This is a genomic window from Streptomyces sp. NPDC056224 (genome assembly GCF_042267665.1).
Lineage (GTDB): Bacteria > Actinomycetota > Actinomycetes > Streptomycetales > Streptomycetaceae > Streptomyces.
This window is the reverse complement of record NZ_JBHJTK010000015.1, coordinates 101,369-120,040: the sequence shown is the minus strand read 5'-3', so window position 1 is coordinate 120,040 and position 18,672 is coordinate 101,369. Positions and strand designations below refer to the sequence as shown.

At 73.3% G+C, this 18,672-nt stretch carries 19 protein-coding genes; 11 read left to right on the top strand and 8 right to left on the bottom strand.

Going from position 1 to position 18,672, the window contains the following annotated elements; all coding sequences use genetic code 11:
* Window positions 1-52 precede the first annotated feature (52 nt).
* From ACFCZ1_RS19730 to ACFCZ1_RS19720, 3 genes are all read right to left on the bottom strand, one after another.
* Window positions 53-739 carry a DNA polymerase beta superfamily protein gene (locus ACFCZ1_RS19730; RefSeq protein WP_376679548.1) on the bottom strand — a complete coding sequence of 229 codons (687 nt, stop codon included), beginning with the start codon at window positions 737-739 and terminating at the stop codon, window positions 53-55.
* A gap of 28 nt (window positions 740-767) precedes the next feature.
* Window positions 768-1,241 carry a Rieske (2Fe-2S) protein gene (locus tag ACFCZ1_RS19725; RefSeq protein ID WP_376679547.1) on the bottom strand — a complete coding sequence of 158 codons (474 nt, stop codon included), beginning with the start codon at window positions 1,239-1,241 and terminating at the stop codon, window positions 768-770.
* 83 nt (window positions 1,242-1,324) lie between these two features.
* On the bottom strand, window positions 1,325-1,666 hold the full coding sequence (locus ACFCZ1_RS19720) for a DUF952 domain-containing protein (RefSeq protein ID WP_376679546.1): 342 nt from the start codon (window positions 1,664-1,666) through the stop codon (window positions 1,325-1,327).
* Window positions 1,667-1,805: 139 nt separating this feature from the next.
* On the opposite strand from ACFCZ1_RS19720, the gene ACFCZ1_RS19715 reads away from it, so the two are divergent.
* The 5 genes from ACFCZ1_RS19715 to der all read left to right on the top strand — a co-directional run bounded on the left by ACFCZ1_RS19715 (window position 1,806) and on the right by der (window position 6,545).
* Window positions 1,806-2,258, top strand: coding sequence for a YidB family protein (locus tag ACFCZ1_RS19715; RefSeq protein ID WP_376679545.1), 453 nt, complete (start codon window positions 1,806-1,808; stop codon window positions 2,256-2,258).
* Between the two features lie 79 nt (window positions 2,259-2,337).
* Window positions 2,338-3,426 carry a prephenate dehydrogenase gene (locus tag ACFCZ1_RS19710; RefSeq protein WP_376679544.1) on the top strand — a complete coding sequence of 363 codons (1,089 nt, stop codon included), beginning with the start codon at window positions 2,338-2,340 and terminating at the stop codon, window positions 3,424-3,426.
* Window positions 3,427-3,654: 228 nt separating this feature from the next.
* Entirely contained in the window at window positions 3,655-4,362 is a 708-nt protein-coding gene (gene cmk / locus ACFCZ1_RS19705; protein ID WP_376679543.1) for a (d)CMP kinase, read from the top strand.
* A 56-nt stretch (window positions 4,363-4,418) separates the two neighbouring features.
* The gene (locus tag ACFCZ1_RS19700) at window positions 4,419-5,006 is read left to right on the top strand and encodes a lysophospholipid acyltransferase family protein (RefSeq protein WP_376679584.1); all 588 of its coding nucleotides are present in this window, start codon (window positions 4,419-4,421) and stop codon (window positions 5,004-5,006) included.
* 75 nt (window positions 5,007-5,081) lie between these two features.
* Window positions 5,082-6,545: a ribosome biogenesis GTPase Der gene (der, locus tag ACFCZ1_RS19695; protein ID WP_376679542.1), complete on the top strand. Its 1,464-nt coding sequence runs from the start codon at window positions 5,082-5,084 to the stop codon at window positions 6,543-6,545.
* A 25-nt stretch (window positions 6,546-6,570) separates the two neighbouring features.
* Here der and ACFCZ1_RS19690 read toward each other — a convergent pair whose 3' ends face one another.
* A complete protein-coding gene (locus tag ACFCZ1_RS19690; protein WP_376679541.1) occupies window positions 6,571-6,978 on the bottom strand; it encodes a hypothetical protein in 408 nt (135 codons plus the stop codon).
* A 154-nt stretch (window positions 6,979-7,132) separates the two neighbouring features.
* Window positions 7,133-7,945, bottom strand: coding sequence for a hypothetical protein (locus ACFCZ1_RS19685; protein ID WP_376679540.1), 813 nt, complete (start codon window positions 7,943-7,945; stop codon window positions 7,133-7,135).
* A 297-nt stretch (window positions 7,946-8,242) separates the two neighbouring features.
* Here ACFCZ1_RS19685 and ACFCZ1_RS19680 point away from each other — a divergent pair, with 297 nt between their 5' ends.
* Both ACFCZ1_RS19680 and ACFCZ1_RS19675 read left to right on the top strand, forming a co-directional pair.
* Window positions 8,243-9,013 carry a transglycosylase family protein gene (locus ACFCZ1_RS19680; protein ID WP_376679539.1) on the top strand — a complete coding sequence of 257 codons (771 nt, stop codon included), beginning with the start codon at window positions 8,243-8,245 and terminating at the stop codon, window positions 9,011-9,013.
* Between the two features lie 45 nt (window positions 9,014-9,058).
* Window positions 9,059-10,039, top strand: a complete 981-nt coding sequence (locus ACFCZ1_RS19675) for a helix-turn-helix transcriptional regulator (RefSeq protein ID WP_376679538.1) — start codon at window positions 9,059-9,061, stop codon at window positions 10,037-10,039.
* Between the two features lie 302 nt (window positions 10,040-10,341).
* On the opposite strand, the gene ACFCZ1_RS19670 is transcribed toward ACFCZ1_RS19675, so the two are convergent.
* Complete coding sequence (locus ACFCZ1_RS19670) at window positions 10,342-11,418, bottom strand: phosphatase PAP2 family protein (RefSeq protein WP_376679537.1); 1,077 nt, start codon at window positions 11,416-11,418, stop codon at window positions 10,342-10,344.
* A 226-nt stretch (window positions 11,419-11,644) separates the two neighbouring features.
* Window positions 11,645-12,760 carry a glycosyltransferase family 39 protein gene (locus ACFCZ1_RS19665; protein WP_376679536.1) on the bottom strand — a complete coding sequence of 372 codons (1,116 nt, stop codon included), beginning with the start codon at window positions 12,758-12,760 and terminating at the stop codon, window positions 11,645-11,647.
* Window positions 12,761-13,036: 276 nt separating this feature from the next.
* Here ACFCZ1_RS19665 and ACFCZ1_RS19660 point away from each other — a divergent pair, with 276 nt between their 5' ends.
* The gene (locus ACFCZ1_RS19660; RefSeq protein ID WP_376679535.1) at window positions 13,037-14,767 is read left to right on the top strand and encodes an MFS transporter; all 1,731 of its coding nucleotides are present in this window, start codon (window positions 13,037-13,039) and stop codon (window positions 14,765-14,767) included.
* Window positions 14,768-14,884: 117 nt separating this feature from the next.
* Entirely contained in the window at window positions 14,885-16,057 is a 1,173-nt protein-coding gene (locus ACFCZ1_RS19655) for an acyl-CoA dehydrogenase family protein (RefSeq protein WP_376679534.1), read from the top strand.
* A 9-nt stretch (window positions 16,058-16,066) separates the two neighbouring features.
* Here ACFCZ1_RS19655 and ACFCZ1_RS19650 read toward each other — a convergent pair whose 3' ends face one another.
* Window positions 16,067-16,519 (bottom strand): cell division protein SepF, encoded by a 453-nt coding sequence (locus tag ACFCZ1_RS19650; RefSeq protein WP_376679533.1) that lies wholly within the window; start codon window positions 16,517-16,519, stop codon window positions 16,067-16,069.
* 283 nt (window positions 16,520-16,802) lie between these two features.
* Here ACFCZ1_RS19650 and ACFCZ1_RS19645 point away from each other — a divergent pair, with 283 nt between their 5' ends.
* Both ACFCZ1_RS19645 and ACFCZ1_RS19640 read left to right on the top strand, forming a co-directional pair.
* Window positions 16,803-18,122 (top strand): DUF5685 family protein, encoded by a 1,320-nt coding sequence (locus ACFCZ1_RS19645; protein ID WP_376679583.1) that lies wholly within the window; start codon window positions 16,803-16,805, stop codon window positions 18,120-18,122.
* Between the two features lie 75 nt (window positions 18,123-18,197).
* Complete coding sequence (locus ACFCZ1_RS19640; protein ID WP_376679532.1) at window positions 18,198-18,614, top strand: hypothetical protein; 417 nt, start codon at window positions 18,198-18,200, stop codon at window positions 18,612-18,614.
* Window positions 18,615-18,672 lie beyond the last annotated feature (58 nt).

Here is an 18,672-nt window from a genome sequence, read left to right as displayed (position 1 = left end):
CCCGCCCGCCGCTCTTCGCCACGGCGCCGGGCGCCCACCTGTACGACAGAACCTAGCGGGCGGCGGCTGACGCGCGGCGGGTGCGGACGAGGAAGTCCTCGACGCGGGCGTGGTCGGGCTCCGCGGGGAGCGGGGTGGTGGCGAGGGCCGTCTCGGTCTCCGCCACGAGGCGGGACATCCAGGCGTCGGCCTCGTCCCACGTGAACTCGCCGCGCCGGACGGCGAGGAGGCGGTCGCGGTACGGGCCCGCGTCGATGCTCAGGCGGCCCGAGCGCAGGAGGTCGCGGCAGGACAGGAGCAGGCGCAGCAGGTGCATGGCGTGCTTCCAGCGCGCGGCGCCGTGGTTGCGGACGTCCGCGAGGAGTTTGCCGCGCTGGGAGACCGCGTACCGGCTGAAGCTGGTGTGGGCCCGGCGGGAGAGGAAGGCCTCGCGCAGGGAGAGCAACTCCTCGCCGACCGGCGTCAGCTGTTCCACCAGGGGGGAGTGCAGGCACTCCAGGATGTTCGGGTTGGCGCGCAGGGCCAGTTCGCAGAAGCGTTCCAGCTCCCAGGAGAACTCCTCGTCCCGAGGGCCCTCCACATGCGTGGGGGGCTTCCCGAACCGCCAGAACAGCGGCGTCGGGGCGAGGTAGACACCACGCCGGTCGGTGTCGCTCGCCTCCGTCGCCAGCCCGAAGGCCCGGGAGCCCATCACGCACTGGTAGACCGTGTGGTCCCGTACCAGCGTCAGTTCGTCCATCCGCGGAGCCTAGGCTCCCGGCCTGCCGCTATGCGAGCGAGATACTGCCGTCCGCCGCGACCGTGATCTTCTTTTCCGGGAGCGGGCTGGTGGCCGGTCCCTTGGTCACGGCGCCGTCCGCGACCGCGAACCTGCTGCCGTGGCAGGGGCAGTCGATGGTGCCGTCCGCCACCTTGTTCACCAGGCAGCCCTGGTGGGTGCAGACCGCGCTGAAGCAGCGGAAGGACCCGGCGGTGGGCTGGGTGACGACCAGCTTCTCCTCCTTCAGCACCTTGCCGCCGCCCACCGGCACGTCCGCCGCCTTGGCGATGGCCTTCCCGCCCCCCGCCGGCTGCGAGCCGTCCGGCTGGGACGACGGGGCGGAGACGGCGGGCGCGCTCCCCGACTCGTTCGCGGGCTTCTTCTCGCCGTCACCGCCGCAGGCGGTGAGCGCGCCCCCTGCCAGGGCGGCCGCGCCTGCCGCGAGCACCGTGCGCCGGACCGTGTTCGTGGGGTCGCTCATGCGTATCTCTCCTCGCTTCGTGGCCGGATGGCGATCAGCATCCTGGCCTGCGGCGGGCCCCGGGAGAAGCCTGCCGCGCCATTTCAGTGGCCCGGCGGCCATGGGGCCAGTGTGGCGGGACTGCCGGGTGGGCGTACCACCTCCCACACGCGGATCACGGCGCTCCGGTTCAACGGGCCGTGGACGTGCGGGTACAGGCCGCCGGATTGACCCTCGCGGCGGACCTCGGCGGTCAGGGCGTCCTCGTCGAGTTCCACCGCGAGCAGGGTCTCCGCCACCCCGCGGTAGTGCGTGTCGGCGATCGCGAGCGCCGTGGGGCGGTCCGCCGAACAGTGCACGAAACCCTCCGCGCCGAGCGAGGGCGGGGCGTACGGCAGTTCGGGCTCGGCGGTCCAGTCGGCGAGCGGGACGAGGTGGAAGATCATGTCGATCGTTCTACCGCAGGGGCCGGGAGCGGCGCGTGCGCCAGGTGGCGGCAGTGTCCGCCATGGGTGACATTGTCCGTGTCCTGAAGCCGGGTACGCCCGCCGTCGCGCGGCCCGGTCCCTCATCGAAGGCGTGACCATGGCGAGCAGCGACCTCGGTTCCCTCCTCGGCGGCCTCCTGGGCGGAGGCGGCAAGGGCGGCTCCGGTGGCGGCGGCAACATCCTCGGATCGCTGCTCGGCGCGCTCATGGGCGGCTCCGGCTCCGGCTCCGGCGGCGCCGCACAGCCGGCCGCAGGGAGCGGGGGCAACCCGCTCGGCGGCCTGCTGGACGTGCTCGGCAAGGCCGGGCTCGCCGACCAGGCGCAGTCCTGGGTCGGCACCGGCGAGAACCAGCCCGTCACCGGTGAGCAGAGTGCCGGGGCGCTGCCCGACGAGACCCTGCGCAAGGTCGCCGAACAGGCGGGCGTCAACCCGCAGAAGGCGGCCGAGGAGATCGCGCAGCAGCTGCCGTCGGCGGTCGACAGGCTGACCCCCGGGGGAGCGCTGCCGTCCGGCTCGTTGGAGGACGTCATCAAGCAGCAGCGGATCTGACACGACGGCGCCCGGGTCCCGGCTGGCTACTCTGGCCGGGCAGTCCCGTCACCGCGCCGTCCGCAACCCTGGAGTCCTCGTGAGAACCGCCGTCGTCATCGGAACCGGACTGATCGGCACCTCCGCGGCGCTCGCCCTGACCGCCCGCGGCATCACCGTGCACCTCGTCGACCACGACCCGGCCCAGGCCCATACGGCGGCCGCGCTCGGCGCCGGTACGGACGAGCCCCCGAAGGGCACGGTCGACCTCGCGATCGTCGCCGTACCCCCGGCCCACGTGGCCGCGACACTGGCCGACGCGATCGGCCGCGGGGTGGCGCGGGCGTACGTGGACGTGGCCAGCGTCAAGGGCGGACCGCGCCGGGAGCTGGCGGCGCTCGGCGTCGACGTGACCGCGTACATCGGGACGCATCCGATGGCGGGCAAGGAGCGGTCCGGGCCCCTGGCCGGCACCGCGGACCTCTTCGAGGGCCGCCCGTGGGTGCTGACCCCCACCCGGGACACGGACCACGAGGTGCTGAACCTCGCGCTGGAGATGGTGTCCCTGTGCCGGGCCGTGCCCGTGGTGATGGACGCGGACGCGCACGACCGGGCCGTGGCGCTCGTCTCGCACACCCCGCAGCTCGTGTCGAGCATGGTCGCCGCGCGGCTGGAGGAGGCCGACGAGACGACGGTCCGGCTGTGCGGACAGGGCATCCGCGACGTCACCCGCATCGCGGCCTCCGACCCGCGGATGTGGGTGGAGATCCTGTCGGCGAACCCGGGCCCGGTGGCCGACGTCCTGGCCGGGATCGCCGCCGACCTGGAGGAGACCGTGGAGGCGCTGCGCGGCCTCCAGTCGGCCGACGTGGAGAAGCGGCGCGGCGGCGCGGCGGGCATCGAGGACGTACTGCGGCGCGGGAACGCGGGCCGGGTCCGGGTGCCGGGCAAGCACGGCGCGGCGCCGACGGTCTACGAGACGGTGGCCGTCCTCATCAGCGACCAGCCGGGCGAGCTGGCCCGGATCTTCGCCGACGCGGGGCGGGCCGGGGTCAACATCGAGGACGTGCGGATCGAGCACGCGACGGGTCAGCAGGCCGGTCTGGTCCAGCTGATGGTGGAGCCGCGGGCGGTGGCTGGCCTGACGGCCGAGCTGCGCGAGCGGGGCTGGGCGCTGCGCCAGCAGTAGGCCGCCGGCCGGATCCCGGCCGGGTACGACACCGCGCGCGCCGGGTACGACGCCGGGCGCGGGCCGGGCGCTGCGACCGGCCCGGGCCGCTGTGGCGCCCGGCTCGGGCAGGGCGTGGCGCCCGGGATCGGGCGCGCGGGGCCGGGGGGTTCCCGGGGCCGGTAACCTTGGGGAGGGGCGCTTTGGCGCGCCCGGACACGTACGCGCAACCAGGAAGGTGCCCGCACCGTGGAAACCGCAGCTCCGGCAGCCGTGATCGTCGCCATCGACGGCCCCTCCGGCACGGGCAAGTCCAGCACCTCCAAGGCCGTGGCCGCCAAGCTCGGCCTGCGCTACCTGGACACCGGCGCGCAGTACCGGGCCATCACCTGGTGGATGATCGTCAACGGTGTCGACACCGACGACCCGCAGGCCATCGCGGTCGCCGCAGGCAAGCCCGCCATCGTCTCCGGCACCGACCCGGCCGCCCCCACCATCACCGTGGACGGTCTGGACGCCGCCGGCCCCATCCGCACCCAGGAGGTCACCTCCAAGGTCAGCGCGGTCAGCGCCGTCCCCGAGGTGCGCACCCTCATCACCGAGCTCCAGCGTTCCATCGCCGCCCAGGCGGCCGAAGAGGCCGAGGGCATCGTCGTCGAGGGCCGGGACATCGGCACCACCGTCCTGCCCGACGCAGACCTCAAGATCTTCCTGACCGCCTCCGCCGAGGCGCGCGCCGCCCGGCGCAGCGGTGAGCTCCGCGGCAAGGAGGCCGTGGACCTCGCGGCCACCAAGGAGGCGCTCATCAAGCGCGACGCGGCCGACTCCGGCCGCAAGACCTCCCCGCTGGCCAAGGCCGGCGACGCCGTGGAGGTCGACACCACCGAGCTCACCCTCGACCAGGTGATCGAGTGCGTCGTGACGCTGGTGGAAGAGAAGCGGGCGGGCCGCAAGTGAGCGAAGCGCCCTCCCTCAAGGGTGCGGCGGTCGGCAGGCGCATCGGCATCGGGCTCATGTACGGGCTGTGGAAGCCCCGCGTGCTCGGCGCCTGGAAGGTGCCCGCCTCCGGCCCTGTCATCCTTGCCGTGAACCACTCGCACAACATCGACGGCCCGATGGTGATGGGGACCGCGCCGCGGCCCCTGCACTTCCTGATCAAGAAGGAAGCGTACGTCGGCCCGCTCGGCCCCTTCCTCGAAGGGATCGGGCAGGTCAAGGTCGACCGCAGCGGAACCGACCGGAAGGCGATAAGCCGCGCCCTCGGCGTGCTCGACAATGGAGGGGCCCTGGGGATATTTCCCGAGGGAACCCGGGGCGAGGGCGACTTCGCCTCGCTGCGTGCGGGCCTCGCGTACTTCGCGGTCCGCAGCGGCGCGCCCATCGTGCCGGTGGCCGTGCTCGGCAGCGGCGACACCCGCGGGCGGCTCGTCAAGGGCCTGCCCGCGTTCAAGAGCCGGGTCGACGTCGTCTTCGGGTCGGCCTTCGACGCCGGGGACGGCACCGGCCGCCGTACCCGTACGGCGCTGGACGAGGCCACCGTACGCATCCAGGACCGGCTGACCGCCCACCTGGCCGATGCCAAGCGCCTCACCGGGCGCTGAGCGAGACTTGACCTAGTAGTGGGACCGCGCTGCGCGGGTACCACCGACCACCACGATCGACGAGGAACGGACTTCATGAACGACCAGCACGACCACGGAGCACTTGGCGATGCCGAGTACGCGGAGTTCATGGAGCTCGCCGCGGAAGAGGGCTTCGACATCGAGGACGTCGAAGGTGCCCTTGAGGAGGCCGCTGCCGGCCCCCTCCCCGTCCTCGCCGTCGTAGGCCGGCCCAATGTCGGCAAGTCGACCCTGGTGAACCGCATCATCGGCCGCCGTGAGGCGGTCGTCGAGGACAAGCCGGGCGTCACCCGCGACCGCGTCACCTACGAGGCCGAATGGGCCGGCCGCCGCTTCAAGGTCGTCGACACCGGCGGCTGGGAGCAGGACGTCCTCGGCATCGACGCCTCCGTCGCCGCCCAGGCCGAGTACGCCATCGAGGCCGCCGACGCCGTGGTCTTCGTCGTCGACGCCAAGGTCGGCGCCACCGACACCGACGAGGCCGTCGTCCGCCTGCTGCGCAAGGCCGGCAAGCCCGTCGTGCTGTGCGCCAACAAGGTCGACGGCCAGAGCGGCGAGTCCGACGCGGCCTCCCTGTGGTCGCTGGGCCTCGGCATGCCGCACCCGGTCTCCTCGCTGCACGGCCGCGGCACCGGCGACATGCTGGACGCGGTGCTCGAAGCCCTGCCGGAGGCCCCGGAGCAGACCTTCGGCGGCGCGGCCCTCGGCGGCCCGCGCCGCATCGCGCTGATCGGCCGCCCGAACGTCGGCAAGTCCTCGCTGCTCAACAAGGTCGCCAGGGAGGACCGTGTCGTCGTCAACGAGCTGGCCGGCACCACCCGCGACCCGGTCGACGAGCTGATCGAGCTCGGCGGCATCACCTGGAAGTTCGTCGACACCGCGGGCATCCGCAAGAAGGTCCATCTCCAGCAGGGCGCCGACTACTACGCCTCGCTGCGCACGGCCGCGGCCGTGGAGAAGGCGGAGGTGGCGGTCATCCTGATCGACACCACCGAGACGATCAGCGTCCAGGACCAGCGCATCATCACCATGGCCGTCGAGGCGGGCCGCGCGATCGTGATCGCGTACAACAAGTGGGACGAGCTCGACGAGGAGCGCCGCTACTACCTCGAGCGCGAGATCGAGACCGAGATGCAGCAGGTGGCCTGGGCGCCCCGGGTGAACGTCTCGGCGCTCACCGGCCGCCACATGGAGAAGCTGGTCCCGGCGATCGAGACCGCCCTCGCGGGCTGGGAGACGCGCGTCCCCACCGGCCGCCTGAACGCCTTCCTCGGTGAGGTCGTCGCCGCCCACCCGCACCCGATCCGCGGCGGCAAGCAGCCCCGCATCCTGTTCGGCACCCAGGCGGGCAGCAAGCCGCCGCGGTTCGTCCTCTTCGCCTCGGGCTTCCTGGAGCACGGCTACCGGCGCTTCATCGAGCGCCGGCTGCGCGAGGAGTTCGGCTTCGAGGGCACCCCCATCCACATCTCGGTGCGGGTGCGCGAGAAGCGCGGCGCCCAGTACAAGAAGAAGAAGTAGCAGGCGCGGTACGCGGCCGGCGGGGTCAGTAGCCCCGTCGCGGAGCGGGCGGCAGGGCCGCCGGGACGTGTGTCATCCCGGTCTGGCGCTGCCGCCCGTCGGCGTATCCGGAGCCGCCCGCGTACGAGTACGACGGCTGGGGCTGAGGCTGCGGGAGGTAGGGGGACTGCCGGCCGTCGGGCTCCTGCCATGACGGACCGTTCCAGCCGCTGTACGAGCCACTGCCGTACGAACTGCTGCCGTAGGAGCTGATCGTGCCGGTGTACCCGCCCCCGTGCGAGAAGGCCGTGAACCCGAGGTCCTCCTCGCCCGTACGGTCGCCCGGCAGCGCGCGGAAGGCCCGCAGGTACTCCGAATACAGGGCGTCGTAGATCGGGGTGTGCGAGACGGTGCTCGTACGGGACGGGGCGCGGGAGGAGTCGTATGGATGCACGTATCAGCCAACGAAACGAGCGCCTTGCGGATGCGGGGTGGCGGCCCGGAAAACGCAGATCGCCGGGGGTGTGCGGGACGGACCACACACCCCCGGCGCACGCCGCCCGGCCCCCTCGGCGGGGGGCCGGGCGGCCGTTCGGAACCGGCTGGGATCAGGCGCCCGGCGTGCCCGCCAGGGGCATCGAGGCGGCCACGAGCTTGCCCGCGGCGGCCGCCTTGTCCAGCGCGTCGCGCAGCAGGTCCTCACGGGGCTGCTGGCCGATGGAGCCGACCGGGGCTGCGTAGATGAGCACGCGCTGGGTCTTGTTGACGGCGGCCCGCCAGCCGTCGGTGACCGACAGCGCCTGGTGCGCCTGCCACCAGGCGACGGGACGGCCGCCCTCGGCGCCCGGCTGGAGGACGGCGTGCAGCTGGCCGCCGGCGAGCAGGACCGACCAGCCGTTCAGTGCGGTGGGGAGCCCGGCGGTGTCCGTGACCGGGATGAAGCCCTGCTCGATGAGGAGCGGGAGGAAGTCGTCGCCGGGGCCGTCGCTGCCGGGGCGGGCGATCGGCGCGGTCGGCTCGACGACGAGGGCGGGGTGGAGCTCGCCGCCGATCAGGATCAGGCCGCTGGTGATGCCGAGGACCGCCTGGCCGCCGGGCACGTTCTGCGGGGCACCGGCGGCTGCGGGCGCGCCGGGGGCCGGGCTGTCGCCGGTGATGCTGGCGACGGCGCCCTGGAGCTGCTCCTCGGACACGGAGACGACCTGCGAGGGGATGCAGGTGGCGTGGGCGAAGGCGAGGACGGCGGTCTCCTCGCCGACGAACAGCACCGTGCTGGTGCGGTCGTTCTCGGGGTCGCCCGGGGTGCGGCAGGAGGTGCAGTCGTAACTGCGCGGCGCGTCCTCGCCGACGAGCAGCCTGTCGGCTTCTTCGTCACCGATCTCGGCACGTACCTCATCACTGACGTCGAGCATGCGCGGCACGGGGTGGCTCCTCGGCATAGGTGCGGGGGCCGGGCGGTTCCCGGCTCGCCGGGATCAACGGCCCGGCGGCAGCCGGGGTCACGCCGTTGGAGGGAACGGAATCGAACCGGGCCCCCGGAGGAGTGAACCGTCCGACCGGAGCTTCTTTTTCGTGCCAACTGTTTTCTGCTTGTGCGCAGTTGCTGGCCGAGGATGGCCGTTCGGGGGGAGGGCGGCCGGTCGGCCGACCGGGTGGGGCGCGGGGCGCTCCCGGTGCGCCGGGCCGGGAGGGCGGCGGAGGCCGCGTAGCGTGACCCGATGTCCCACCTCCGGATCCGGCGGGCCGCCGGTGCCGCTGCCGTCGCCGCCGTACTGGTCCTCGTACTCCCCTCCGGTACGGCGGCGGCCGGAGCGGCACCGCCGCCGCCCGCTCCCGGGCCCGCGGGGGCGGCGCACCCCGGTTCGCCGGGCCTGGTCGGGAGCGGGCCGGGGGACTGCGGACCGGGCGGGCAGTGGCCCTGGGACTGTGTCGCCGACTGCGAGAGCAGCGGGCGCTGGGCGATCAACACCGGCAACGGCTTCTACGGCGGGCTGCAGTTCTGGCAGCCGACGTGGGTGGAGTACGGGGGGCCCGCGTTCGCGCCGCGGGCGGACCTGGCGAGCCGGGCGCAGCAGATCCGGGTCGCGGAGGACGTGATCGGCCGGCAGGGCTGGGACGCGTGGCCGGTGTGCTCGAAGCGGTACGGGCTGGCCGGGCGGATGCACGTGGTGCGGGCCGGGGACACGCTGGTGACGATCGCGCGCAAGCACGTGGTGCCGGGCGGATGGCGGGCGCTGTACGAGGCGAACCGGGAGCTGATCGGCGAGCGGCCCGAGGAGATCGAGGCGGGCATGCTGCTGGTCGTTCCCGAGCGGGCGCCGGCCCCTCCGCTGACCCCGGCGGTCCCGGCGGTCCCGGCGGTCCCCGCGGTCCCGGCCGTCCCGGCGGCAACTGCCCCGGCTCTCCGCCCGACACCTGCCCCGGCTCCCCGCCCGACGCCCGCCCCGGCCGCGGCCCCGGCGTCGCCCACCGCGACCCGTCCCCGCTGAACGCGGGCGCGTCCCCGCACCGTTCACCGCTGGCAGACTTCGGCCATGCTCGATACCTCCGCGCGACTGCTGCGTCTGTTGTCCCTGTTGCAGGCCCACCGCGAATGGACCGGGGCCGATCTCGCCGAGCGGCTCGGCGTGACCGCGCGGACCGTCCGGCGGGACGTGGACCGGCTGCGGGAGCTGGGCTATCCGGTGAACGCCAGTCCCGGGACCGGCGGCGGGTACCAGCTGGGGGCGGGGGCCGAGCTGCCGCCGCTGCTGCTGGACGACGACGAGGCCGTCGCCGTCGCGGTCGGGCTGCGGACCGCCGCCGGGAACGGGATCGAGGGGATCGGGGAGGCCTCCGTACGGGCCCTCGCCAAGCTGGAGCAGGTACTGCCGTCGAGGCTGCGGCGCCGGGTCTCCGCGCTCAACGAGTTCACCGTGCCGATGCTGCGCGGGCCGCAGCGCTCCACCGTGGACCCCTCGGTGCTGACCGAGCTCGCCGCCGTCTGCCGGGACGCCGAGCGCCTGCGGTTCGGCTATCGGGACCACGAGGGCACCGTGACCCGACGCGCGGTCGAGCCGCACCGGCTGGTGTGCACCGAGCGGCGCTGGTACCTGGTCGCCTGGGACCTGGACCGGGAGGACTGGCGCACCTTCCGGGCCGACCGGATCGAGCCCAGACCGCCGCACGGGCCGCGGTTCACGCCGCGCCGCCCGCCCGCCGAGGACCTCGCCGCGTACGTCTCCCACGGCGTGTCGCAGCGCGCGTACGCGGCCCGCGCGGTGGTGCGGCTGAAGGTTTCGGCGGAGGAGGCGGCACGGACCGTCGGGCCGAGCGACGGCGCCCTCGAACCCGTCGACGCACAGAGCTGTCTCCTGCGTACCGGGGCGGTGAGCCTGGACGTCCTGGTGATTCACATCATGCTGCTCGGCTGTGAGTTCGAAGTGGTCGAGCCGCCCGAGCTGACCGACCGGATCAGCGCCGCCAGGGATCTGCTGGGGCGGGCCGTGGAGTCGGCGGCGGTGAAGGAAATGTAGGGGAAGTGAGGGGGATTCAGCTGGTCCGGTCCAACGGTCCGCGGCAATCTCCGGCAGAATTTCCCCGGTTGCGCAGATTGGTTTCGGCAGAAATTCCAAACGGGTTGCGCGACGGGCGTGTCGCGGGCCGCAAAACAATTGGCAACTGTCGATATTCTGTGACACAAGCGTGACCCGGGACGGACGAACGTCCGGGCGCGGCGCTGACGGACGGCGAACGACGAAGGCGGGCCGGGTCAGTGACCCGGCCCGCCTTGGCGGTGTGCGGTGAGGTGGTGCGTACCGTCCCGCGACGTGGTGCCTCAGCCGCCGGCGACCGGGCGGGGCGCCGCCCCCCGGGCCGTGGCCCGTTCGGTGTGCGCCGGGCGGCGGCTGCCGACGGGGGTCAGCGGGGTCCGCTCGGACCGGATGACGTGCGGCCGGCCGGAGAGCACGGCCGCGGGCCGCGGCGCCGGGGTGTGCCCGACGGGTACGGCGGTCTGTGCGACGGCCTGTGCGGCGGCGGGCGCGGGGGCCGGCTCCTCGGTGGGGTCGGCGACGCGCACCAGCCGCCACTTCCCGCCCGCGGAGAGCAGCGGGGTGAGCGCGGACGCGACCGGCGCCGGCATCCGGCCGGTCTCCGCGCGGCGGCGCAGCAGTTCGCGCAGCTCGAAGACGTAGGCCTCGGTCCGGGCGATGAGCGGCTCGAACCAGGGCAGCGCCAGCAGGATCAGCAGCCCCGCGGACCAGCCGAGCAGGACGTCGCTGACCCAGTGGGTGCCGAGGTAGACGGTGGTGGCGCCGACGCTCAGCGAGACGACCGCGGACACCACGGACAGCACCCGCCGGGTGACCACGGTGGAGGCCAGGTACGCGAGGATGCCCCAGGTCACGACGGCGTTCGCGGTGTGGCCGGAAGGGAATATATCGCCGCCCGCGAAGAGTTCGGCCGATCCGATCTCGGTGGCGTAGTGCGGACCGAGCCGGCCGAGGCCGAGCTTGACGGACCCGACGGTGATGTTGAGCAGCAGCAGCGCCACGCCGAGGGTGATCAGCGGGCGGAGGGTGTGCTGCCGCCAGGAGCGCCAGCCGAGCCAGGCGGCGACCATGACGGCGGTGGGGCCGCGCTGGCCGAGCACGACGAGGTAGTCGAGGAAGGCGTGCAGTTGGGGCCACTGCTCGTAGGGCCGGAAGAACATGATCTGCCAGTCCAGGCGGACGAGCCAGGACGTGGTCAGTACGGCCACCACGATCGCGAGGTAGAAGGCGAGCGTCGATCCCAGGAGAACGACGCGATGCCGGCTCATCTGCGGGGTTTGCAGATGAGCCGGTCGCTCTGGTTCCCGGTCCAGCCGGGCGAACACCCGCTCCAGACGGGTCAGGATTTGGTCGGTACGCACTCAATCGACGTTACCGCGCGCCGATGGGCAGCCCGGGCGAATCACCGGCTTTGTGATGACCATGTGATGTGGAGTTGGTCTCACGCGGGACTTAATTACCCTTATTCCGGCAATGGTTGGAGCGGTCTTGATCCACTGCCCTGGCAATTATTTCGCACACTTACCAGCGCTTTATCGCCGCCGCTCCTTTCTTTTACCGAATGATGGATCGGAATGATCCATTCCGTTACGGAGGGCCCGACCCGTTCAGCCACAGCGCCCCGTAGACCGCCGAGGCCAGCGCCGCCGCGCCCAGCACCAGGGCCGCCCGGCGGGTCCGCCACCGGGCCAGCGCCACCGCCACCGGCAGCAGCAGGGGGAAGGCCGGCAGCAAAAGCCGGGGCTTGGAGCCGAAGTACCCCGACGCGCAGAGCGCCAGTGCCACGACGATCCCGCAGTACACGAGGAGCGGCGCCGGCTGCCGCTGCCGGACGCACCGCCCGTACAGCCAGAGCACGAGCACGACCCCCGCGACCAGTCCGAGCCCGGCCGCGAAGGAGGAGGAGGCCAACTTCGCCCCGATGAACCGGGCGAAGGCCCAGCCCCCGTCGAAGCCGTTGCCCCAGCCGCCCTGTACGTCCAGGTACCCGAACAGGCCGCGCCCGGTGTGCGCGCCGACCCACAGCACGTACGCCGCCGCGCCCAGCGGAGCCAGCGCCGCTCCCGCCGTCAACCGCCACGAACGCTCCCCGCGCCGCCGAGCCAGTACGGCGGCCACCCACACCGCGGCGACCACCGCGGCACCGACCGGGCGGGTCAGCCCCGCTCCGGCCGCGAGCAGGCCCGCCGTCAGCCACCGGCCGCGCAGGGCCCCGTACAGCGCCCAGGCGGCCAGCGCCGTGAACAGCGACTCGCTGTAGGCCATCGACTGCACGATCCCGACGGGCAGCGCCGCCCACAGGGCGACGGCGAGAACCCCGGCCCGGCGGCCGTGGAGCAGGTCCGCCACCGCGAAGATCCCCCAGGCCGCGGCGAGCCCCGCCACCGTCGAGACCACGAGGCCCGCGGAGCCGTAGGAGAGCCCGGTCGCCGCCGACACCAGCCGCTCCAGCCAGGGCAGCAGCGGGAAGAACGCGAGGTTCGAGTGGACGTCGCCGTTCGGGAGGAGCACCTCGTACCCGTACCCCTCCGCGGCGATGCGGGCGTACCAGAGCGAGTCCCAGCGTGCCGACAGCAACGTGTGCGGGCTGCTGCCGGCCGCCGCGCTCCACCCCGCGAGCACGGCCAGCCCGAGCAGGCGGACCGCCGCGAAGACGGCGAGCGCGGGCGCGGCCCGGCGGAATCCAAGATCTTTCACGGGCATGATTATCGGTGGCGACGCCGACGGCCCGAGAACCACGGACCGTGAGCGTGCGTGTACGCGGGGGAGGGGCGGGGTGTGCGGAGTGGCGTACGCCACAAGGCGGTCGCCGCCGGGATGAGAGCTTGACCACGTATCGGACAGGCGAACTCGCGTACGCTGACCGTTCACTCGCGTGTCGATGCCGGACCCCGTTGGACGCCGCACAGCGCACCACCCCCCGTGGCTCCGCAAGACGCTGGTCCGCCGAGCGCGAGGGATCACCTGGGAGGTACATGCATGTCGGGGACGAACGCGGCCGGGGCCAGGACCCCTTCCCCCTGGCAGCGGCTCCGCGCGGCCTCCGGCGGGGCCAACCGCTGGGTCGTCCTGGCGGTGCTGTGCGTCAGCCTGGTCCTCGTCGCGCTCGACGCGACGATCCTGCACGTCGCCGTTCCCTCCGTCACCGAGGACCTGCGCCCCGGCTCGATCGAGCTCCTCTGGATAGTCGACGCCTACCCGCTGGTCTGCGCCTCGCTGCTGATCCTCTTCGGCACCCTCGGGGACCGGGTCGGCCGCCGCCGCGTCCTCCTCCTCGGCTACGGGCTCTTCGGCGTCGCCTCCGCCGTCGCCGCGCTCGCCGACAACGCCCAGGTCCTCATCGCCGCCCGCGCCCTGCTCGGCATCGGCGGCGCGATGATCATGCCCGCCACCCTGTCGATCCTGCGCCAGGTCTTCCCCGACCGGCGCGAGCGGGCCCTCGCCATCGGCATCTGGACCGCCGTCGCCGCGATCGGCGCCGCCAGCGGACCCGTCCTCGGCGGTTTCCTCGTCCAGCACTACTGGTGGGGCTCCGTCTTCCTGATCAACATCCCGCTGATGGCCCTGATCCTGCCGCTCGGGCGTTGGCTGCTGCCCGAATCGAAGGGCTCCTGTGACGGGCCGTGGGACGTGACCGGCGCCCTGATGGCGGCCACCGGTGTGCTCGGCTCGGTGCTCGGCGTCAAGCGGCTCGGCGCCGAGCGGGAGCTCCTCGACGTGCAGGCGCTCGTGCCGCTGGTGCTCGGGGTGGCGCTCCTCGTCCTCTTCGTACGCAGGCAGAAGCGGCGGGCGCACCCGCTGATCGACATGCGGATGTTCTCCCGGGCTGCCTTCTCGACCTCCGTCGGCTGCATCGTGCTCGCCATGCTGGCCCTGGTCGGCCTGGAACTGATCGCCGTCCAGTACCTCCAGCTGGTGCTGCACCTCAGCCCGCTGGAGACCGGCCTGCGGCTGCTGCCGCTCACCTTCGCCGCCATGGCCGCGGGTGCCACCGGGTCGTACACGCTGGCGCGGATCGGGCCGCGGACGATGGTCTCCCTGGGCTTCCTGCTCACCGCCTTCGCGGTACTGCTGCTGACCTTCATGGGCCAGCACGACCGGCCCGTGCTGCTCACCGCCGGCTTCATCCTGCTCGGCTTCGGGCTCCAGACCACGCTGTTCGCCGCGTACGAGTCCATGCTGAGCGAGGCCCCCGCGGACACCGCGGGCGGGGCGGCCTCGATCGGCGAGACCTCGTACCAGCTGGGCGCGGGCATGGGCATCGCGCTGCTGGGCAGCGTGATGAACGCCGCGTACGCCCCGGGGCTCGCGCGGGTGCCGGGGGTCTCGCAGGCGGACTCGGCGGACGCCGCGCATTCCCTGGGCGAGGCGTACCAGATCGCCGCGCACCTGGGCGGGCCCGCGGGGGCGGCGCTGTACGCCGCCGCCCGGCACTCCTTCGTGCACGGGCTGCACGTGACGCTCCTGGTGAGCGCGGGGCTGCTGCTGGCGGGAGCCGTGATGGCGCTGAGGCTGCCGCGGGTGATGGAGTGCGGGGCGCCGGCCGGGCACGGGAGCGACGCGGAGTCCCGGGCGCAGGCGCGTACCGAGCCCCGTACGGAGACCTGCGCCGAGCCCCGCACGCAGACCCGCGCGGAACCCGCCGTGGTCCGGCTGCCGGCGCAGGTCAGCGGCGAGCCGCGGCCCTCCGCGGTGGAGCGGGCGGGCTGACCGCAGCGGGCCGACCGCACACGGGCGGGGCTGGATTTGCCCGGCGCGGACGCATAGCGTCGGCGGAGCGCGAAACCCGCGCTGCCGGCTCATGTCCCCAGGCCTTCGGGAGGCCCCGTGTCCGCGTTCCTGCCCCTTGATCCGCTCGGGCTCGACGAGCTCCTCGGGCCCGAGGACCTCGCGGTCCGCGACACCGTCCGCGGCTGGGCCGCCGACCGCGTGCTGCCGCACATCGCCGAGTGGTACGAGAGCGGCGAGCTGCCCGGGATCCGGGAGCTGGCCCGGGAGCTCGGGGCGATCGGGGCGCTGGGCATGTCACTCACCGGATACGGGTGCGCCGGTGCCAGCGCCGTTCAGTACGGTCTCGCCTGCCTCGAACTGGAGGCTGCCGACTCGGGCATCCGCTCGCTGGTCTCCGTCCAGGGCTCGCTCGCCATGTACGCGATCTGGAAGTACGGCTCGGAGGAGCAGAAGCAGCGCTGGCTGCCCGGTATGGCGGCCGGTGAGCTGATCGGCTGCTTCGGGCTGACCGAGCCCGACGTCGGCTCCGACCCCGCCGCCATGCGCACGTACGCGAAGCGCGACGGCGCCGACTGGGTGCTGAACGGCCGCAAGATGTGGATCACCAACGGCTCCGTCGCGGCGGTCGCCGTGGTGTGGGCGCAGACCGACGAGGGGATCCGCGGGTTCGCGGTGCCCACCGACAGCGCGGGGTTCTCCGCGCCCGAGATCAAGCACAAGTGGTCCCTGCGGGCCAGTGTCACCAGCGAGCTCGTGATGGACGACGTGCGGCTGCCGGCCGACGCGGTGCTGCCGGAGGTCACCGGGCTGCGGGGGCCGCTCGGCTGCCTCAGCCACGCGCGGTACGGGATCATCTGGGGGTCCATGGGCGCGGCGCGCGCCAGCTTCGAGTCCGCGCTCGGCTACGCGAAGACGCGGGAGCAGTTCGGCAAGCCGATCGGGGGCTTCCAGCTCACCCAGGCCAAACTCGCGGACATGGCCCTCGAACTCCACAAGGGCATCCTGCTCGCCCACCATCTGGGCCGGCGGATGGACGCGGGCACCCTGCGGCCGGAGCAGATCAGTTTCGGCAAGCTCAACAACGTCCGCGAGGCCATCGAGATCTGTCGCACCGCGCGGACCATCCTCGGTGCCAACGGGATCTCGCTCGAATACCCCGTCATGCGGCACGCCACCAACCTCGAATCGGTCCTCACCTACGAGGGCACCGTCGAGATGCACCAACTGGTGCTGGGCAAGGCGCTCACCGGGCTCGACGCCTTCCGGTGAGAGCCCTGCCTAGCTCTGGTTGAAGAACTCGCGCGAGCGGCCGGCGGGCTCGCCGCTCACGATCTGGGTGTCGGCCGGGGTCAACAGGAAGACCCTGGTCGCCACCCGCTCGATCGAACCGCGCAGCCCGAAGGTCAGTCCGGCCGCGAAGTCGACGACGCGCTTCGCGTCACCCGGGTCCATGGAGGACAGGTTGACGATCACCGGTACGCCCTCGCGGAACAGCTCGCCGATCCCCCGCGCGTCACGGAAGCCGTCGGGGGTGACCGTCGCGATCCGGCGGCCCTGCTCGACGGCCGACTCCGACGCCACCCTGACCCGGGGGTCGGTGACCCACTGGTCACCGGGCCCGGACACCGAGCCGCCCCGGGCGGCCTCCGCGTAGTCGTCGTCGTAGTAACGCTCGTCGTCGCTGTCCTCCACGAGACCCAGCCAGGCACTCGCCTTGCGCACCGAACCCATGGACGCCTCCTTTCATCGCGGTCAGTCTGTCTTCTCTCCGCTGCCCCTATGGTCGTCCATGATGCTGACAACGCGCCAAGTGGATAGTCGCCGCGCACGGGTTTCGTGACGGTACTGGTGCAGAACATGCGTTGCACGGTCAAGGATTCAGACGGCTACCACTGCTGACTGAGTGAAAATACGACTGCCACCTCCGTACGGGTGAGCGACGGGGACGTACGGGTGAAGAATCCGGCTCGATACCATGCCGGGCAGGCACGCGTACGACACACGGGGGAAGCAGTTGTTCGGCATCGTCAGACCTTGCACGCACCGGCTGGGGGAGCGGTTCAAGGCGGAGTGGATGGCCCATCTGTGCGGGCTCTGCCTGGCACTTCGGGGTGACCACGGCCAGTTCGCCCGGATCGTCACCAATTACGACGGGCTGCTCGTCTCCGTTCTGACGGAGGCTCAGTCCGGTCCCGCCCCCGGCGCCCGCCGCACCGCGGGGCCCTGCCCCCTGCGGGGGATGCGCACGGCCCCGGTCGCCAACGGCGAGGGCGCGCGGCTCGCCGCCGCCGTCTCGCTCGTCCTGGCCTCCGCGAAGGTGAGGGACCACGTGGCCGACCGCGACGGGCTGTTGGCCCGCGCCCCCATCGCCGCGGCCGCCCGCAAGGTGGCCCGCGGCTGGGACCGGGCCGGCGCCCGCACCGGGGCCTCGCTCGGCTTCGACACGGCGGTCCTGGTCGACGCCGTGGACCGGCAGGCGGGCATCGAGACGCTGGCCGGCCTCGGCACGCCCGTCCTCGTGGTGACCGAGCCGACGGAGACGGCGACGGCCGCGGCCTTCGCCCATACCGCGCAGCTCGCCGGACGGCCAGGCAACGCCCCCGCGCTGGCCGAGGCGGGCCGGTACTTCGGCAGGCTCGCCCACCTGCTGGACGCGGTGGAGGACCAGAGCGCGGACGCCGCGGCCGGCGCCTGGAACCCGCTCACCGCCACCGGGACCTCGCTCACCGAGGCCCGGCGGCTGTGCGACGACGCCCTGCACGGCATCAGGCTGGCACTGCGCGAGGTCGAGTTCGCCGACGCGGGCCTCGCCCACCGGCTGCTCGTGCACGAGCTGCGCACGTCGGTGGACCGGGCCTTCGGCACCAGCAGCTGCGGGCACGTCGGGACGAACGCTGCCGGGCAGGGACAGGGCGGTTTCGGGCCGCCGCCGCAGGGCTATGCGCCGCAGGGTCACGCGCCGGGCGTAGCCGACCCGTACGGCAGCGCTCCGTACGGGGGCGGCAACCCCTACGGGCCGGGTGCGCCCGCCCACGCTCCGGGCGGGCCGGGCATGCCGCCGCCCATGGGCCCCGGTGGTGGCGGTGGTGGTGGCGGTGGCGGCGGGCTGCCCCCGCAGAAGCCGCGCCGCGGGCTGCTCGCCGGCTGCGCGGTGGCCCTCGGGCTGTTCTGTACCTGCCAGCTGTGCTGCACGGACCACGAGGGTCCGTGGTCGCGGAAGAAGCGCGACCCCTGGTGCGACGCCTGCGACTGCGGCAACTGCAATTGCGACTGCTGCAACTGTTGCGGCGACGGTGGCTGCTGCGACGGGTGTGACTGCGGCTGCGACTGCTGAACCCCTTTCAGATTCCGCAGGTCCGGACGGGTTACCTCGCGATTCCCGTCCGGACCGGTGTGGAAGGGGTGCGGGATGAGCGACGACGCACACGATCCGCCCGTCCACCGGCGGGAGGGGAGCGGCCGCCGGGTGGCCGCCGAGTCCGCCCCCTGCGGGCCCCTCGTGCCGACCGGCACCCTCCCGCGGACCCCGTCCGGGGAGACCCCCGGGTCGGCCGACGACCCGGAAGGTCGAATTCCGGCCGTTCCGGTGCGTCGGCGCGCGACCGGTGCCGGGGTGGTGCCGACCGCCGCCGCGGAGGACCCCGTTCGCCCCGGCGCCGAGCCCCTCGCCGGTGGCCCCGTACCCCCGGAGCCTCCGGTACGCCCGCCGGGGGCCCTGTCGCACGGAGTCCGGGAGGGGCTCGGCGCGCCGCCCGTGAACACGCCGCCCCTGGGTGCGGCCGCCTGCGAGCTGCGGCTGAAAGGCGCCCTTGCGACCGGTAACTGACGCCCCCACACTCCCGACAGTGCTTGTCAGGGACACGGCGCAAAAGCGTGCACTACCC

Bases quoted from the DNA above. Each gene is read 5' to 3' on its own strand.
- ACFCZ1_RS19730 (WP_376679548.1), bottom strand. From the start codon at position 739: ATGGACGAACTGACGCTGGTACGGGACCACACGGTCTACCAGTGCGTG.
- ACFCZ1_RS19725 (WP_376679547.1), bottom strand. From the start codon at position 1,241: ATGAGCGACCCCACGAACACGGTCCGGCGCACGGTGCTCGCGGCAGGC.
- ACFCZ1_RS19720 (WP_376679546.1), bottom strand. From the start codon at position 1,666: ATGATCTTCCACCTCGTCCCGCTCGCCGACTGGACCGCCGAGCCCGAA.
- ACFCZ1_RS19715 (WP_376679545.1), top strand. From the start codon at position 1,806: ATGGCGAGCAGCGACCTCGGTTCCCTCCTCGGCGGCCTCCTGGGCGGA.
- ACFCZ1_RS19700 (WP_376679584.1), top strand. From the start codon at position 4,419: ATGTACGGGCTGTGGAAGCCCCGCGTGCTCGGCGCCTGGAAGGTGCCC.
- der (WP_376679542.1), top strand. From the start codon at position 5,082: ATGAACGACCAGCACGACCACGGAGCACTTGGCGATGCCGAGTACGCG.
- ACFCZ1_RS19680 (WP_376679539.1), top strand. From the start codon at position 8,243: ATGTCCCACCTCCGGATCCGGCGGGCCGCCGGTGCCGCTGCCGTCGCC.
- ACFCZ1_RS19675 (WP_376679538.1), top strand. From the start codon at position 9,059: ATGCTCGATACCTCCGCGCGACTGCTGCGTCTGTTGTCCCTGTTGCAG.
- ACFCZ1_RS19665 (WP_376679536.1), bottom strand. From the start codon at position 12,760: ATGCCCGTGAAAGATCTTGGATTCCGCCGGGCCGCGCCCGCGCTCGCC.
- ACFCZ1_RS19660 (WP_376679535.1), top strand. From the start codon at position 13,037: ATGTCGGGGACGAACGCGGCCGGGGCCAGGACCCCTTCCCCCTGGCAG.
- ACFCZ1_RS19650 (WP_376679533.1), bottom strand. From the start codon at position 16,519: ATGGGTTCGGTGCGCAAGGCGAGTGCCTGGCTGGGTCTCGTGGAGGAC.
- ACFCZ1_RS19640 (WP_376679532.1), top strand. From the start codon at position 18,198: ATGAGCGACGACGCACACGATCCGCCCGTCCACCGGCGGGAGGGGAGC.